Source organism: Streptomyces sp. NPDC048142 (genome assembly GCF_043202835.1).
Taxonomy (GTDB): domain Bacteria; phylum Actinomycetota; class Actinomycetes; order Streptomycetales; family Streptomycetaceae; genus Streptomyces.
In genome coordinates this window covers 120,722-135,418 of sequence record NZ_JBIDBC010000005.1, presented here as the reverse complement: position 1 = coordinate 135,418, position 14,697 = coordinate 120,722, and the positions used below count along the sequence as shown (strand labels likewise).

Annotated in this window: 12 protein-coding genes; 8 read left to right on the top strand and 4 right to left on the bottom strand. The window is 71.3% G+C overall.

Annotated features, from left to right (window positions below):
- Nucleotides 1-3: 3 nt before the first annotated feature.
- Complete coding sequence (locus ACGF2Y_RS09295; RefSeq protein ID WP_392944498.1) at nt 4-555, top strand: adenine phosphoribosyltransferase; 552 nt, start codon at nt 4-6, stop codon at nt 553-555.
- A gap of 196 nt (nt 556-751) precedes the next feature.
- Nucleotides 752-3,385, top strand: a complete 2,634-nt coding sequence (locus tag ACGF2Y_RS09290; RefSeq protein WP_392944496.1) for a RelA/SpoT family protein — start codon at nt 752-754, stop codon at nt 3,383-3,385.
- Between the two features lie 75 nt (nt 3,386-3,460).
- Here the strand turns inward: ACGF2Y_RS09290 and ACGF2Y_RS09285 are convergent, their stop codons facing one another.
- Together ACGF2Y_RS09285 and ACGF2Y_RS09280 are read right to left on the bottom strand one after the other, a co-directional pair.
- Nucleotides 3,461-4,690, bottom strand: a complete 1,230-nt coding sequence (locus tag ACGF2Y_RS09285; protein WP_392944494.1) for a DUF349 domain-containing protein — start codon at nt 4,688-4,690, stop codon at nt 3,461-3,463.
- Nucleotides 4,691-4,914: 224 nt separating this feature from the next.
- Complete coding sequence (locus ACGF2Y_RS09280) at nt 4,915-5,706, bottom strand: peptidylprolyl isomerase (protein ID WP_392944492.1); 792 nt, start codon at nt 5,704-5,706, stop codon at nt 4,915-4,917.
- 157 nt (nt 5,707-5,863) lie between these two features.
- Between ACGF2Y_RS09280 and ACGF2Y_RS09275 the strand changes: the two genes are divergently transcribed.
- The 4 genes from ACGF2Y_RS09275 to ACGF2Y_RS09260 all read left to right on the top strand — a co-directional run bounded on the left by ACGF2Y_RS09275 (nt 5,864) and on the right by ACGF2Y_RS09260 (nt 10,257).
- Nucleotides 5,864-6,553: an MBL fold metallo-hydrolase gene (locus tag ACGF2Y_RS09275; protein WP_392944490.1), complete on the top strand. Its 690-nt coding sequence runs from the start codon at nt 5,864-5,866 to the stop codon at nt 6,551-6,553.
- Nucleotides 6,554-6,568: 15 nt separating this feature from the next.
- Nucleotides 6,569-7,831, top strand: coding sequence for a histidine--tRNA ligase (hisS, locus tag ACGF2Y_RS09270; protein WP_392944488.1), 1,263 nt, complete (start codon nt 6,569-6,571; stop codon nt 7,829-7,831).
- A gap of 352 nt (nt 7,832-8,183) precedes the next feature.
- Nucleotides 8,184-8,822 carry a vitamin K epoxide reductase family protein gene (locus tag ACGF2Y_RS09265; RefSeq protein WP_392944486.1) on the top strand — a complete coding sequence of 213 codons (639 nt, stop codon included), beginning with the start codon at nt 8,184-8,186 and terminating at the stop codon, nt 8,820-8,822.
- A 64-nt stretch (nt 8,823-8,886) separates the two neighbouring features.
- Nucleotides 8,887-10,257, top strand: a complete 1,371-nt coding sequence (locus ACGF2Y_RS09260; protein WP_392944484.1) for a replication-associated recombination protein A — start codon at nt 8,887-8,889, stop codon at nt 10,255-10,257.
- Nucleotides 10,258-10,283: 26 nt separating this feature from the next.
- Here ACGF2Y_RS09260 and ACGF2Y_RS09255 read toward each other — a convergent pair whose 3' ends face one another.
- A complete protein-coding gene (locus ACGF2Y_RS09255) occupies nt 10,284-10,985 on the bottom strand; it encodes a DUF2470 domain-containing protein (RefSeq protein ID WP_392944482.1) in 702 nt (233 codons plus the stop codon).
- 188 nt (nt 10,986-11,173) lie between these two features.
- On the opposite strand from ACGF2Y_RS09255, the gene rpsD reads away from it, so the two are divergent.
- The gene (gene rpsD, locus ACGF2Y_RS09250) at nt 11,174-11,788 is read left to right on the top strand and encodes a 30S ribosomal protein S4 (protein ID WP_018960518.1); all 615 of its coding nucleotides are present in this window, start codon (nt 11,174-11,176) and stop codon (nt 11,786-11,788) included.
- Between the two features lie 17 nt (nt 11,789-11,805).
- On the opposite strand, the gene ACGF2Y_RS09245 is transcribed toward rpsD, so the two are convergent.
- A complete protein-coding gene (locus tag ACGF2Y_RS09245) occupies nt 11,806-14,019 on the bottom strand; it encodes an ATP-binding protein (RefSeq protein ID WP_392944479.1) in 2,214 nt (737 codons plus the stop codon).
- 220 nt (nt 14,020-14,239) lie between these two features.
- On the opposite strand from ACGF2Y_RS09245, the gene ACGF2Y_RS09240 reads away from it, so the two are divergent.
- Nucleotides 14,240-14,695 carry a DUF948 domain-containing protein gene (locus ACGF2Y_RS09240; protein ID WP_392944477.1) on the top strand — a complete coding sequence of 152 codons (456 nt, stop codon included), beginning with the start codon at nt 14,240-14,242 and terminating at the stop codon, nt 14,693-14,695.
- The last annotated feature ends 2 nt before the right edge of the window (nt 14,696-14,697 follow it).

Sequence of the window (14,697 nt, the reverse complement as noted above, 5' to 3'; positions counted from 1 at the left end):
GTGATGACCAGTACCACCGAATCCACCCGGGAGCTGCTGCTCAGCCGGATCCGCGATGTCGCGGACTACCCGAAGCCGGGCGTGATGTTCAAGGACATCACCCCGCTGCTCGCGGACCCGGTGGCCTTCACAGCGCTCACCGACGCCCTCGTGGAGCTGTGCGTACGGCACGGCGCCACGAAGATCGTCGGCCTGGAGGCCCGCGGCTTCATCCTGGCCGCGCCCGTCGCGGTCCGGGCGGGCATCGGGTTCATCCCGGTCCGCAAGGCCGGGAAGCTCCCCGGAGCCACGCTGAGCCAGTCCTACGAGCTGGAGTACGGCAGCGCGGAGATCGAGATCCACGCCGAGGACCTCGACGCCGAGGACCGGATCATGGTCATCGACGACGTCCTCGCCACCGGCGGCACCGCCGAGGCCTCGCTGGAGCTCATCCGGCGGGCCGGCGCCCAGGTCGCGGGCGTCGCGGTCCTCATGGAGCTCGGCTTCCTCGCGGGCCGGGCCCGGCTGGAGCCGGGCCTCGCCGGCGCACCGCTGGAGGCCCTGATCACGGTCTGATCCGCCGGTACGCATCCGGCGGCGGACACCGAGCACGAGGGACCGGCGGCGGACACCGAGCACGAGGGACGGGCACCCGGGAACACCGGGTGCCCGTCCCTCGTTGTGCAGGCTCCCACCGTCCCCGGGCGAGGTCCCGCCGGGGGATCGATACCATGGGCTCTCCGGGTACCCCGGATCCGCACGAGGAGCGCTCTTGCCAGACGAGGCCCAGTCAGCCGCCGCCCCGCAGCCCGACAAGCCCGTGGCGGCCCCCGCCACGCCGCAAAAGGCCGCGCCCTCGAACGCGCCGAAGCCCGCGCCCCCCGAGCCCGCCGCCGACGCCGAGCGACCCCCGGCCGCCGCGAAGCCCGCCGAGCCAGCAGCCCCTCCCGCGAAGCCCGGGGCCCCCGGGGCCCCGCCGGAAGAGGCCGGGACCGGGAGCCCGGCGCAGCCGCCGGTCAGGAAACCGGCCGCCGCCGCGCCCAAGCCCCCGCCGCCCGGCCCCCCCGCGAAGGCCGGGGCCCCCACCGGGTCCGCCTCCCGCACCGGCGGCTCCTCCAACCGTGTGCGGGCCCGCCTCGCCCGACTGGGCGTACAGCGCTCCAGCCCGTACAACCCGGTCCTGGAACCCCTCCTGCGTACGGTCCGGGGCAACGACCCCAAGATCGAGACGGCCACGCTCCGCCAGATCGAGAAGGCCTACCAGGTCGCCGAGCGCTGGCACCGGGGCCAGAAGCGCAAGAGCGGCGACCCCTACATCACCCACCCGCTGGCCGTCACCACGATCCTCGCCGAGCTGGGCATGGACCCGGCGACCCTGATGGCGGGACTCCTGCACGACACCGTCGAGGACACCGAGTACGGCCTGGACACCCTGCGCCGCGACTTCGGCGACCAGGTCGCCCTGCTCGTCGACGGCGTCACCAAGCTCGACAAGGTCAAGTTCGGTGAGGCCGCCCAGGCCGAGACCGTACGCAAGATGGTCGTCGCCATGGCCAAGGACCCCCGGGTCCTGGTCATCAAGCTCGCCGACCGCCTGCACAACATGCGCACCATGCGCTACCTCAAGCGGGAGAAGCAGGAGAAGAAGGCCCGCGAGACGCTGGAGATCTACGCCCCGCTGGCGCACCGGCTGGGCATGAACACCATCAAGTGGGAGCTGGAGGACCTCGCCTTCGCGATCCTCTACCCCAAGATGTACGACGAGATCGTCCGGCTGGTCGCCGAGCGGGCCCCCAAGCGCGACGAATACCTCGCCATAGTGACCGACGAGGTCCAGTCCGACCTGCGCGCCGCCCGCATCAAGGCCACCGTCACCGGCCGCCCCAAGCACTACTACAGCGTCTACCAGAAGATGATCGTGCGGGGCCGCGACTTCGCCGAGATCTACGACCTGGTGGGCATCCGCGTCCTCGTCGACACGGTCCGCGACTGCTACGCGGCGCTCGGCACCGTCCACGCCCGGTGGAACCCGGTTCCCGGGCGGTTCAAGGACTACATCGCGATGCCGAAATTCAACATGTACCAGTCACTGCACACCACGGTGATCGGTCCCAGCGGCAAGCCCGTCGAGCTCCAGATCCGTACGTTCGACATGCACCGCCGCGCCGAGTACGGCATCGCCGCCCACTGGAAGTACAAGCAGGAGCCCTCCGCCGGCGCCTCCAAGGTGCGTACCGACGTACCCAGGAGCACCGGGCGCGGCCAGGACACCGTCAACGACATGGCGTGGCTGCGCCAGCTCCTGGACTGGCAGAAGGAGACCGAGGACCCCAGCGAGTTCCTGGAGTCCCTGCGCTTCGACCTCTCGCGCAACGAGGTCTTCGTCTTCACGCCGAAGGGCGACGTGATAGCGCTGCCCGCCGGCGCGACCCCCGTCGACTTCGCGTACGCCGTCCACACCGAGGTCGGCCACCGGACCATAGGAGCACGCGTCAACGGGCGGCTCGTCCCGCTCGAATCGACGCTCGACAACGGCGATCTGGTCGAGGTCTTCACCTCCAAGGCGGCCGGCGCCGGGCCCTCCCGGGACTGGCTCGGCTTCGTCAAGTCGCCGCGCGCCCGCAACAAGATCCGCGCCTGGTTCTCCAAGGAGCGCCGCGACGAGGCCATCGAGCAGGGCAAGGACGCCATCGCGCGCGCCATGCGCAAGCAGAACCTGCCCATCCAGCGCATCCTGACCGGCGACTCCCTGGTCACCCTCGCCCACGAGATGCGCTATCCGGACATCTCCTCGCTGTACGCGGCGATCGGCGAGGGCCATGTCGCCGCCGCCGGCGTCGTACAGAAGCTGGTGCAGGCGCTCGGCGGACACGACGAGGCCAACGAGGACCTCGCCGAGGCCACCCCGCCCTCGCACGGCGGCCGCAGCAAGCGCCGCGCCAACGCGGACCCCGGCGTCGTCGTCAAGGGCGTCGAGGACGTCTGGGTCAAGCTGGCCCGCTGCTGCACGCCCGTCCCCGGCGACCCGATCATCGGCTTCGTCACCCGGGGCAGCGGCGTCTCCGTGCACCGCGCCGACTGCGTCAACGTGGAGTCGCTCTCGCAGCAGCCCGAACGGATCCTGGAGGTCGAGTGGGCCCCCACGCAGTCCTCGGTCTTCCTGGTCGCCATCCAGGTCGAGGCGCTGGACCGCTCCCGGCTCCTCTCCGACGTCACCCGGATCCTCTCCGACCAGCACGTCAACATCCTGTCGGCGGCCGTCCAGACCTCCCGTGACCGGGTGGCCACCTCGCGCTTCACCTTCGAGATGGGCGACCCGAAGCACCTGGGCCACGTCCTGAAGGCCGTACGCGGTGTGGAGGGCGTCTACGACGTCTACCGGGTCACCTCGGCCCGCAGGCCGTAGGAGCAAAAAGGGGAGGGGCCCCGGTACGCGTCGCGCGCGTCACGTACCGGGGCCCCTCCCTCTTGCCGATGGGCGTCAGCCGCCGAACTCCTCCAGGCCCTTGAGCGCCTGGTCCAGCAGCGCCTGACGGCCCTCCAGCTCCTTGGACAGCTTGTCCGCGCGGGCGTTGTTGCCCGAAGCGCGCGCGGTGTCGATCTGGCCGCGCAGCTTGTCCACGGCGGCCTGGAGCTGACCGGTCAGACCCGCGGCGCGGGCCCGCGCCTCCGGGTTCGTCCGGCGCCACTCCGACTCCTCGGACTGCTGGAGCGCACGCTCCACCGCCTGCATCCGGCCCTCGACCTTCGGGCGGGCGTCACGCGGTACGTGCCCGATGGCCTCCCAGCGCTCGTTGATGCCCCTGAAGGTGGCGCGGGCCGCCTTCAGGTCCTTCACCGGCACCAGCTTCTCGGCCTCGGCGGCGAGCTCCTCCTTGAGCTTGAGGTTCTCGCCCTGCTCGGCGTCCCGCTCCGCGAAGACCTCGCTGCGGGCGGCGAAGAAGACGTCCTGGGCACCGCGGAAACGGTTCCACAGGTCGTCCTCGGCCTCGCGCTGGGCGCGACCCGCCGCCTTCCACTCGGTCATCAGGTCGCGGTAACGCGCGGCCGTGGTCACCCAGTCCGTGGAGCCGGACAGCGTCTCGGCCTCGGTGACCAGCTTCTCCTTGGCCCTGCGGGCGTCCTCGCGCTGGGCGTCCAGCGCGGCGAAGTGCGCCTTGCGCCGCTTGGAGAACGCCGAGCGGGCGTGCGAGAAGCGGTGCCACAGCTCGTCGTCCGACTTGCGGTCGAGGCGGGGGAGACCCTTCCAGGTGTCCACCAGCGCCCGCAGCCGCTCACCGGCCGACCGCCACTGCTCGCTCTGCGCCAGCTCCTCCGCCTCGGCGACCAGCGCCTCCTTGGCGTGCTTGGCCTCGTCGGTCTGCTTGGCCTTGAGGACCTTGCGCTCCTCACGCCGCGCCTCGACCGTCGTGACGAGCGTGTCCAGCCGCTTGCGCAGCGCGTCGAGGTCGCCCACCGCGTGGTGCTCGTCGACCTGCTGGCGCAGATGACCGATCGCCGCCGTCGCGTCCTTCGCCGACAGATCGGTGGTCTTCACCCGCCGTTCGAGGAGGCCGATCTCGACCGCCATGCCGTCGTACTTGCGCTCGAAATAGGCCAGAGCCTCCTCGGGGGAACCGGCCTGCCACGATCCGACGACCTGCTCGCCCTCGGCTGTACGCACGTACACGGTGCCCGTCTCATCGACGCGGCCCCACGGGTCGCTGCTCACAGCGCCTCCTCCACCTGATGCCCGCCAGGGGGTTCGCCCCCCGGGCATCGTCCACAGTTTCCTGGGGCGGGCATCGCCCGCCCTGCACAACGCCAATCTAGGCGACCGGCCACCCGGCTGTCCGCACTCAGCACGGCCGAAATTCTCCGCTCCGGCCCGGGAGGGTTCCTGCCCGCCGGTGGCCGCCCGGCCGGTCGCCGTCCCGCCGGGTCATTCCCGCCGGTTCATTCCTTCTCGACCGAAGCCTTCTCGATCGTCACGGCCTTCTTCGGGGCGCCGTCGCCCGCACCGCCCTCGACGCCGGCCTCGCCGACCTTCTGGACGGCCTTCAGCGAGGCGTCGTCCATCGTGCCGAACGGGGTGTAGGTGGGCGGGAGCTTCGTCTCCTTGTAGACCAGGAAGAACTGGCTGCCGCCGGAGTCCGGCTGGCCGGTATTGGCCATCGCCACCGTGCCCGGCGGGAAGGACACCGTGCCGTCGGCACCCGCCTTGCCCAGCGCGTCCAGGTTCTCGTCCGGGATGGTGTAGCCCGGACCGCCCGTGCCGTCGCCCTTCGGGTCGCCGCACTGGAGCACGAAGATGCCCTGGGTGGTCAGCCGGTGGCACTTGGTGGTGTCGAAGTAGCCCTCGTCGGCGAGCGCCTTGAAGGAGTTCGTCGTCTGCGGGGTCTTCGCCGCGTCCATCGAGAACGCGATGTCGCCCTGGGTGGTCTCCAGCGACATCGTGTACGTCGCCTTCTTGTCGATCTTCATCGGGGGCAGCGGAGCCTTGCTCTCGCTCTCCGAGGGCTCCGGAGTGGGGCTCTGGCTCGACGCCGCGTCGCTCGCCTTGTCCTTGTCGTCGTCCTTGCCGGCCACGACGAACGCGCTCACTCCGATGACGGCGACCACGGCCACCGAGGCCGCGACGATCGCGGTGATGCGCCTGGTCCTGCGGCGGGCCTCCTCCCGGCGCTTCTGCTGGCGCTCGAACTTTTCCCGGGCGAGCTGCCGTCGCCGCTGTTCGCTGCTGGACACCGGTGGGGCTCCTTGTTACGTCGTGGGTCGTCGGATGAGGGCCTGAGCTGCCCGTACCGTATATGGGTTACCTGTGTCATGAGGAGCGCCGGTAGGCTCTGATCCGCCGCATCCTTGTACTGCGGCCGCTTCCACCGGACGAACATTAAGGACGATCGTGCTCATTGCCGGGTTCCCCGCCGGGGCCTGGGGGACCAACTGCTATCTGGTCGCCCCCGCCGCCGGTGAGGAGTGCGTGATCATCGACCCGGGCCACCAGGCCGCCCAGGGCGTCGAGGAAACGCTGAAGAAGCATCGCCTCAAGCCCGTCGCCGTCGTCCTCACCCACGGCCACATCGACCACGTCGCCTCGGTCGTCCCCGTCTGCGGAGCCCACGACGTCCCCGCCTGGATCCACCCCGATGACCGCTACATGATGAGCGACCCGGAGAAGGCGCTCGGCCGCTCCATCGGGATGCCGCTCATGGGCGAGCTGACCGTGGGGGAGCCCGACGACGTCAAGGAGCTGACCGACGGTTCGAAGCTGACCCTGGCCGGTCTGGAGTTCGGCGTCTCGCACGCGCCCGGCCATACCAAGGGGTCGGTGACGTTCGGGATGCCCGAGGCCGCGGACATTCCGCCGGTCCTCTTCTCGGGCGACCTGCTCTTCGCCGGCTCCGTCGGACGCACCGACCTGCCCGGCGGCGACCACGCCGAGCTCCTCGAGTCGCTGGCCCGTGTGTGCCTGCCGCTCGACGACTCGACCGTGGTGCTGTCCGGCCACGGCCCCCAGACGACCATCGGCCGCGAGCGCGCCTCCAACCCGTTCCTGAACGGTCTGGACGCGGCGCCGCGCCGAGGACTGTAGACGAGAGACGTAATCGTGAGCACCTTTCAGGCCCCCAAGGGCACGTACGACCTGACCCCGCCGGACTCCGCGAAGTTCCTGGCGGTGCGCGAGGCCATCGCGGCCCCGCTGCGCGACTCGGGCTACGGCTACATCGAGACGCCCGGCTTCGAGGACGTCGAGCTCTTCGCACGCGGTGTCGGTGAGTCCACCGACATCGTCACCAAGGAGATGTACACCCTCACCACCAAGGGCGGCTCCCAGCTGGCCCTGCGCCCCGAGGGCACCGCGTCCGTGCTGCGCGCCGCCCTGGAGGCCAACCTCCACAAGGCGGGCAACCTCCCCGTCAAGCTCTGGTACTCCGGCTCGTACTACCGCTACGAGCGTCCGCAGAAGGGCCGCTACCGCCACTTCTCGCAGGTCGGCGCCGAGGCCATCGGCACCGAGGACCCGGTCCTGGACGCCGAGCTGATCATCCTCGCCGACCAGGCGTACCGCTCGCTGGGGCTGCGTCAGTTCCGGATCCTGCTGAACTCGCTCGGCGACAAGGAGTGCCGCCCGGTCTACCGCGAGGCGCTCCAGACCTTCCTGCGCGACCTCGACCTCGACGAGGAGACCCGCCGCCGCATCGAGATCAACCCGCTGCGCGTCCTGGACGACAAGCGGGCCGACGTACAGAAGCAGCTCACGGACGCCCCGAAGCTCCGCGACTACCTCTGCGACGCGTGCCGGGCGTACCACGAGGAGGTCAGGGCGCTGCTCACGGCGGCCGGCGTGCTGTTCGAGGACGACGAGAAGCTGGTCCGCGGCCTCGACTACTACACCCGTACGACCTTCGAGTTCGTCCACGACGGTCTCGGCGCGCAGTCCGCGGTGGGCGGCGGCGGCCGCTACGACGGCCTGTCCGAGATGATCGGCGGCCCCGCGCTGCCGTCCGTCGGCTGGGCGCTCGGCGTGGACCGCACGGTCCTCGCGCTGGAGGCCGAGGGCATCGAGCTCGACCTGCCCGTCACCACCAGCGTGTACGCGGTCCCGCTCGGCGAGGAGGCCCGTCGTGTGCTCTTCGGCGTCGTCACCGAGCTGCGCCGCGCCGGGATCGCCGCCGACTTCGCGTTCGGCGGCCGCGGCCTGAAGGGCGCGATGAAGAGCGCCAACCGCTCGGGCGCGCGCTACACCCTGGTGGCGGGCGAGCGCGATCTCGCCGAGGGCGTCGTCCAGCTCAAGGACATGGAGTCCGGCGAGCAGGGCGCGGTGCCGCTGGCCGAGGTCGCGGCGGAGCTGACGAAGCGCCTCGGCTGACGGAGAGCCGCGAGCGGGGCGCGGGCGGCAGGACTTCTGGTCCCGCCGCCCGCGCCTTTCTCGTCCGCCGTCAACCCGACGGGCCCGGATTCATCCCGCCCGGTGACCCCGACTTGGAGCCGCCCGCGCGCTCGGCGCCCGCCGGACCGGTGCCGGGCACGCACCCATCTTCCGTCGTCATGGACCCGCCGCCCCCGGAGTCCACCCCAGGACGGTGTTCACGGGCGGACACCTTTATGTCCATCGAACGGTTGATCCGTACGGCGGTACGGCACAATGACCCAGGGCGTGTCCGGCGGATCAGGACCGGGTCCACGACGCCTGGCTGACCACTCGGTGACGGAACGGCGATATGACGACTGCAGCGGTAGACCACGAGCTCACCTCCGATCAGGACGGGGGCGGCCGCGAGCGCGCCTTCGGGGCCGGACGCGGTCTCGCCCTGCTCCTGGTGATCACCGGTGCGGCCGGGCTCCTGGCCTCCTGGGTCATCACGCTCGACAAGTTCAAGCTGCTGGAGGACCCCTCCTTCACCCCCGGGTGCAGCCTCAACCCCGTCGTCGCGTGCGGCAACATCATGAAGAGCGAGCAGGCATCGGCGTTCGGGTTCCCCAACCCGATGCTGGGCCTGGTCACGTACGGCATGGTCATCGCGATCGGCATGGGCCTGCTCGCCGGCGCCCGCTACCGAAGCTGGTTCTGGCTCGGGCTGAACGCCGGGACCCTGTTCGGCGTCGGCTTCTGCACCTGGCTCCAGTACCAGTCGCTGTACAACATCAACTCGCTCTGCCTGTGGTGCTGCCTGGCCTGGGTCGCCACCATCGTCATGTTCTGCTACGTGACCACGCACAACGTCAAGCACCGCGTCCTCCCGGCCCCGGCCTGGCTGCGCAGCGGCCTCACCGAGTTCCCCTGGGTGCTCCCGGTGATGTGGATCGGGATCATCGGCATGCTGATCCTGACCCGCTGGTGGGACTTCTGGACCAGCTGAGCGCCCAGCGCTCCCGCAGGTGCCGGCCGGGGCGCTGTCAGTGGGGTCGCATAGGCTTCATGACGTGGAGCCCGACCTCTTTACCGCAGCCGCCGAAGACCGCCAGGAGAAGGACCCGTCCAGCAGCCCCCTCGCTGTCCGGATGCGTCCGCGCATCCTCGACGAGGTCGTCGGCCAGCAGCATCTGCTGAAGCCGGGCTCGCCGCTGCGCCGCCTCGTCGGCGAAGGAGGCGGCGGTCCGGCCGGCGCGTCGTCGGTGATCCTCTGGGGTCCGCCCGGCACCGGCAAGACGACCCTGGCGTACGTGGTCAGCAAGGCGACCAACAAGCGCTTCGTCGAGCTCTCCGCGATCACCGCGGGCGTCAAGGAGGTCCGGGCCGTCATCGAGAGCGCGCGCCGCGCCACCGGTGGCTTCGGCAAGGAGACCGTTCTCTTCCTGGACGAGATCCACCGCTTCTCCAAGGCCCAGCAGGACTCCCTGCTCCCCGCCGTGGAGAACCGCTGGGTGACCCTCATCGCCGCCACCACGGAGAATCCGTATTTCTCGATCATCTCCCCGCTGCTCTCGCGCTCCCTGCTGCTCACCCTGGAGCCGCTGACCGCCGATGACCTGCGCTCCCTGCTGCACCGGGCGCTGACCGACGAGCGGGGTCTGGGCGGGGCGGTCACCCTGCCCGAGGACGCCGAGGCGCATCTGCTGCGCATCGCGGGCGGCGACGCCCGCCGGGCGCTGACGGCGCTGGAGGCGGCGGCGGGCGCGGCCATCGCCACCGGCGAGCCGGAGATCACCCTGGAGACGGTCGAGGCGACCGTCGACCGCGCCGCCGTGAAGTACGACCGCGACGGCGACCAGCACTACGACGTGGCCAGCGCGCTCATCAAGTCGATCCGCGGCTCCGACGTGGACGCCGCTCTGCACTACCTGGCCCGGATGATCGAGGCCGGCGAGGACCCGCGGTTCATCGCCCGGCGGCTGATGATCTCGGCCAGCGAGGACATCGGCCTGGCCGACCCCACCGCACTGCCGACGGCGGTGGCGGCAGCCCAGGCCGTCGCGATGATCGGCTTCCCGGAGGCGGCGCTCACCCTCAGCCACGCCACCATCGCACTGGCACTCGCGCCCAAGTCCAACGCGGCGACGCTGGCGATCTCCGCAGCCCAGGAGGACGTGCGCAAGGGGCTGGCGGGCCCCGTCCCGGCCCATCTGCGCGACGGCCACTACAAGGGCGCCGCCAAGCTCGGCCACGCCCAGGGGTACGTCTATCCGCACGACGTGCTGGGCGGCATCGCCGCCCAGCAGTACGCCCCGGACGCGGTCCGCGACCGGCAGTACTACACGCCCACCCGCTACGGCGCCGAGGCGCGGTACGCGGACGTCGTCGAGCGGGTCCGCGAACGCCTGGGCCGTTCCGGCGAGGGCCCGGAGCCGTCCTAGGACCGCGTCCTGGAGCCGGCCGCAGGTCAGGAAGCGGCCGCCTCGAAGAGGGTGTGCATGGCGCGGCGCAGTTCGGTGACATCGCGCACCGGCTCGGGGAACTCGAAGCGGGCGTCGAAGCAGGAATCCCGGTCCTCGACGAAGCGGACCCGCAGCCCGAAGCGGTCGAGGGCGACCGGCACGGCCCTGGGTCGGTGGGAGGAGCGGGCGCGGGCGGTGCGCTCGCCCAGCAGACCGCACAGGGTGCGCATCTGTTCGTCGTGGGCGGAGTGCAGATGCTGGAGCAGCTCCGCCTCGTGGAGCGCCAGCGGGTCGGGGGTGGCGTCCCGGAAGTGCTCCGGCTCGATGTCGTCGGCGCCCCAGAGGTCGTCCACGTACGCCTCGCCGAACTCCAGGCGCAGCATCATCCGGCCGGGCTCGGCGATGCCGGGCACGGAGGTGAGCCAGCCGGAGACCCACGCGCGGCCGCGGATCCGGTGCGGTACGGAGACCGGAGCGACGTCCGTGATCTCCAGCACGGCGGTCAGCTCGTCGCCCTGCGCGTGCGTCGCGGCCCGGACCGCCGGGGAATCCGCGGGGAATTCGAGGAACAGATCGCCCTCGGGTCCCACGGTCCTGCTGTCCGGGACCAGTGGCTCCGCACGGGCCGGATCGAGCCCCGGTACGACGAGCAGCGCGGAGCAGGTACTCTGTACGAGAGTTCGTGTGCGCTCGGCTGCTGACGGCATCCGAGTGTTTTCAAGCCCGCTGGGACGCGGCTGACCACGATCAGATCGGCCTTCCGTCGTAGCAGCACCTTCTGGTGTGCTGCCGCTGTCTGTGCTGTCCGTGACGTGAGTGGTGTTCCCAGGGCGAGACATGCGATCTCCTTGAGTAAGGTAAACCTAACCTAACCCACAACGGAGGTCTGGAGAACGTGCCTAACCAGTCGCGTCCCAAGGTCAAGAAGTCGCGTGCCCTCGGCATCGCTCTGACGCCCAAGGCTGTCAAGTACTTCGAAGCTCGTCCGTACCCGCCGGGCGAGCACGGCCGTGGCCGCAAGCAGAACTCGGACTACAAGGTCCGTCTGCTGGAGAAGCAGCGCCTGCGTGCGCAGTACGACATCAGCGAGCGCCAGATGGCGCGCGCCTACGACCGCGCCAAGAAGGCCGAAGGCAAGACGGGCGAGGCGCTGGTCGTCGAGCTCGAGCGCCGCCTCGACGCCCTGGTCCTGCGTTCGGGCATCGCCCGCACCATCTACCAGGCCCGTCAGATGGTCGTCCACGGCCACATCGAGGTCAACGGTGGCAAGGTCGACAAGCCGTCGTTCCGCGTCCGTCCCGACGACGTCGTGATGGTCCGCGAGCGCAGCCGCTCCAAGGTCCCCTTCCAGGTGGCCCGCGAGGGTGGTTACGACACCGACGGTGAGACCCCGCGCTACCTCCAGGTGAACCTGAAGGCCCTGGCCTTCCGCCTGGACCGGGACCCGAACCGCAAGGAGATCCCGGTGATCTGCGACGAGCAGCTCGTCGTCGAGTACTACGCCCGCTGATCCAGGCGTAGCCGCTCTCACCAGCGCTCCGGCCCGCCCCTCCCTGTCATCCGGGAGGTGGCGGGCCTTCGCGTTCCCCCGGGGCCGCCGGGCGCCGGCGGCCCGCCCGCGCCCGGCGTGTCCATCGCCGCGGACGGCCCGCCGCCGGCCAGGGCCCGGTCGACCGCGGTGTGCGGATCCAGCCGCCGGCCCGCCCGCAGCCTCTCCTCGTACGCCGCGTTCCCCAGCTCCCGGCGCGCCTGCTCCTCGCACTCCGCCCGCGGCCGCCCGTAGAACGCCGAGCCGAACAGCTGCAGGCCCACCGACGGCCAGATGCCCTCCGCCGCACCCTGGAGCACGGCGGCCTCCCCGGCGTCGCCCTCCACCACCGTCACCAGGGCCAGCAGCTCCAGTGACAGCACCGTGCCCAGCAGATCGTTGAACGTCCGGCCGATCGTCAGGCACTCCCCGAGCATCTGCCGCGCCCGCGCCGGCCGCCCCCGCCGCAGCGCCGCGTACGCCAGGACGTACAGCGCGTACGCCAGCGCCCACCGCTCACCGTGGTCCTCGCAGATCTCCCGGACCTCGTCGCAGATCACCGCTGCCGCGTCCAGATCGCCGAGGAACGCCACCGCCATGGCCAGCTCCACCTGCGCCATCAGCACATTGCTGTTCAGCTCGCCGACCTCGCGGTACCGGCCGAGCGCGTCGCGGAGCAGCTCCTCGGCGCGCGGCATGTCGTCCGTCACGATCGCCAGACACCCCGTGCGGTGCACCGCGTACGCCAGTGCCGTCGCGTCCCCGGAGCGCTCGGCCTCCTCCCGGCACTCCTGGAGCGCGGAGATCGCGCCGACCGTGTCGCCCTGCAGCACCGCCACATAGCCCAGCACCCACAGCACCTTGAGCCGCGCGGCATCGTACGGGGTCGGTTCCTCCAGGACGTGGTCCAGCCAGTGCCGCCCTTCGGACAGCCGGCCGCAGCCGGCCCAGTAGAACCACAGGGTGCCCGCCAGATACTGCGCCAGGTGCACCTCGTCGGGGCTCTCCATCGAACATTCCATCGCCCGGCGGAGATTGGGCAGCTCGCTGTCGATCCGCGCCGCCACCTCCGCCTGGCGCGGACTGAACCAGTCCAGCTCGCACCAGGTCGCGAGCCCCAGGAACCAGTCCCGGTGCCGCCGGCGCAGCCGCTGGGCGTCCCCGGCGGCGGCCAGCCACTGCGCCCCGTACTCACTGACCGTGTCCAGCAGCCGGTAGCGGGCGCCGGCCGGGCCGTCCTCGCGCTCCACCACCGACTGGGCGAGCAGCTCGTCCAGTACGTCGAGCACCGAATCGGCCGGCAGATCCGCCCCGCCGCAGATGTACTCGGCGGCCTCCAGGTCGAACTGCCCGGCGAACACCGACAGGCGCGCCCACAGCAGCCGCTGCTCGGGCGTGCACAGCTCGTGGCTCCAGCCGATCGCCGTGCGCAGCGTCTGGTGGCGGGGCGGCGCGCCGCGGCGACCGCCGGTCAGCAGCCGGAACCGGTCGTCCAGGCGCAGGAGCACCTGTTCCACCGAGAGGGCGCGCAGCCGTCCGGCCGCCAGTTCCAGGGCCAGCGGAATTCCGTCGAGGCGGCGGCAGAGCTCCAGCACCACCGTCCGCTCGCCCGCCGTCGGCTTCCAGCCCGGCCGCACCCCGCGCGCCCGTTCGGTGAAGAGCTCCACCGCGTCCCCGTCGGACATCGGGGCGAGCGGGAACGTCCGTTCCCCGTCCACCCGCAGGGGGCAGCGGCCGGCCGCGAGCACCTGGAGGCGCGGGGCCCGGCGCAGCAGTTCGGTGACGAGGTCGGCGCAGGCGTCGACGAGATGCTCGAAGCCGTCGATCACCAGCAGCGTCCGGCGTTCGGCGAGATGCCCTACCAGGACGGCGCGCGGCGGCCTGCTGGTGTGATCGGTCAGGCCCAGTGCGTCGACCAGGGCGTGTTCCAGCAGGTCGGGATGGCGGACGGCGGACAGCTCGGCCAGCAGGACCCCGTCGCAGTACCGTTTCTCCCGCAGTGCGGCGACACGGGTGACGCACCGGGTCTTGCCCACGCCCGCCACCCCCACCACGGTGACGAGCCTGGATTCCTCCAGCAGCCCGGCCAGCTCGGCCAGTTCGTCATCGCGTCCCACGAATCCGTTCAGTTCGGCCGGGAGGTTGCCGGGTGCCGCCGCGGGGCGGGCAGCCGGATCGTCCGGATTCGGGGAGGGGTCCTGCAGGCGTCGCATAAAACACGCAGAGTACTGGCTTGAAAGCTCTCCGTACAATCTCGTTATGCAACTCCCGCCCGGCCCGCGGGGAATGCGGTAGGGGAGGAGATGTGCGGCGCGATAGGCTCGTGGGACGACGATCGGGCGCGCGGGCAGGAGCCGGCCGCACCGACGGAGACAAGCCCCCGCGGGGGCCGATTCGACGAGCAGAGAGCGGTGCACAGTGTCCGGTGGAGAGGTGGCCGGGATCCTCGTGGCCGTCTTCTGGGCGATCCTGGTCTCGTTCCTCGCCGTGGTGCTGGTGAGGCTCGCCCAGACGCTCAGGGCGACCACCAAGCTGGTGGCGGACGTGACCGACCAGGCCGTTCCGCTGCTGGCCGACGCCTCGGCGACGGTGCGCTCCGCACAGACTCAGCTGGACAAGGTCGACGCCATCGCGAGCGACGTCCAGGAAGTCACCTCCAACGCCTCCGCGCTCTCCACGACCGTCGCCTCCACCTTCGGCGGCCCCCTCGTCAAGGTCGCGGCGTTCGGCTACGGCGTACGGCAGGCCCTCGGCCGCCGCACCGCACCCGAACCGGAACCGGCGCGGGGCCGCGGCTCCGTCCGCCGCGCGGTGATCGTCGGCCGGACCGTACCCTCGGCGCGCGGACGCGGGCGCGAACGCCGAAACGCCAGCGGACAGAAGGACTGATC

Bases quoted from the DNA above. Each gene is read 5' to 3' on its own strand.
- ACGF2Y_RS09265 (WP_392944486.1), top strand. From the start codon at position 8,184: ATGACGACTGCAGCGGTAGACCACGAGCTCACCTCCGATCAGGACGGG.
- ACGF2Y_RS09255 (WP_392944482.1), bottom strand. From the start codon at position 10,985: ATGCCGTCAGCAGCCGAGCGCACACGAACTCTCGTACAGAGTACCTGC.
- ACGF2Y_RS09245 (WP_392944479.1), bottom strand. From the start codon at position 14,019: ATGCGACGCCTGCAGGACCCCTCCCCGAATCCGGACGATCCGGCTGCC.
- ACGF2Y_RS09295 (WP_392944498.1), top strand. From the start codon at position 4: ATGACCAGTACCACCGAATCCACCCGGGAGCTGCTGCTCAGCCGGATC.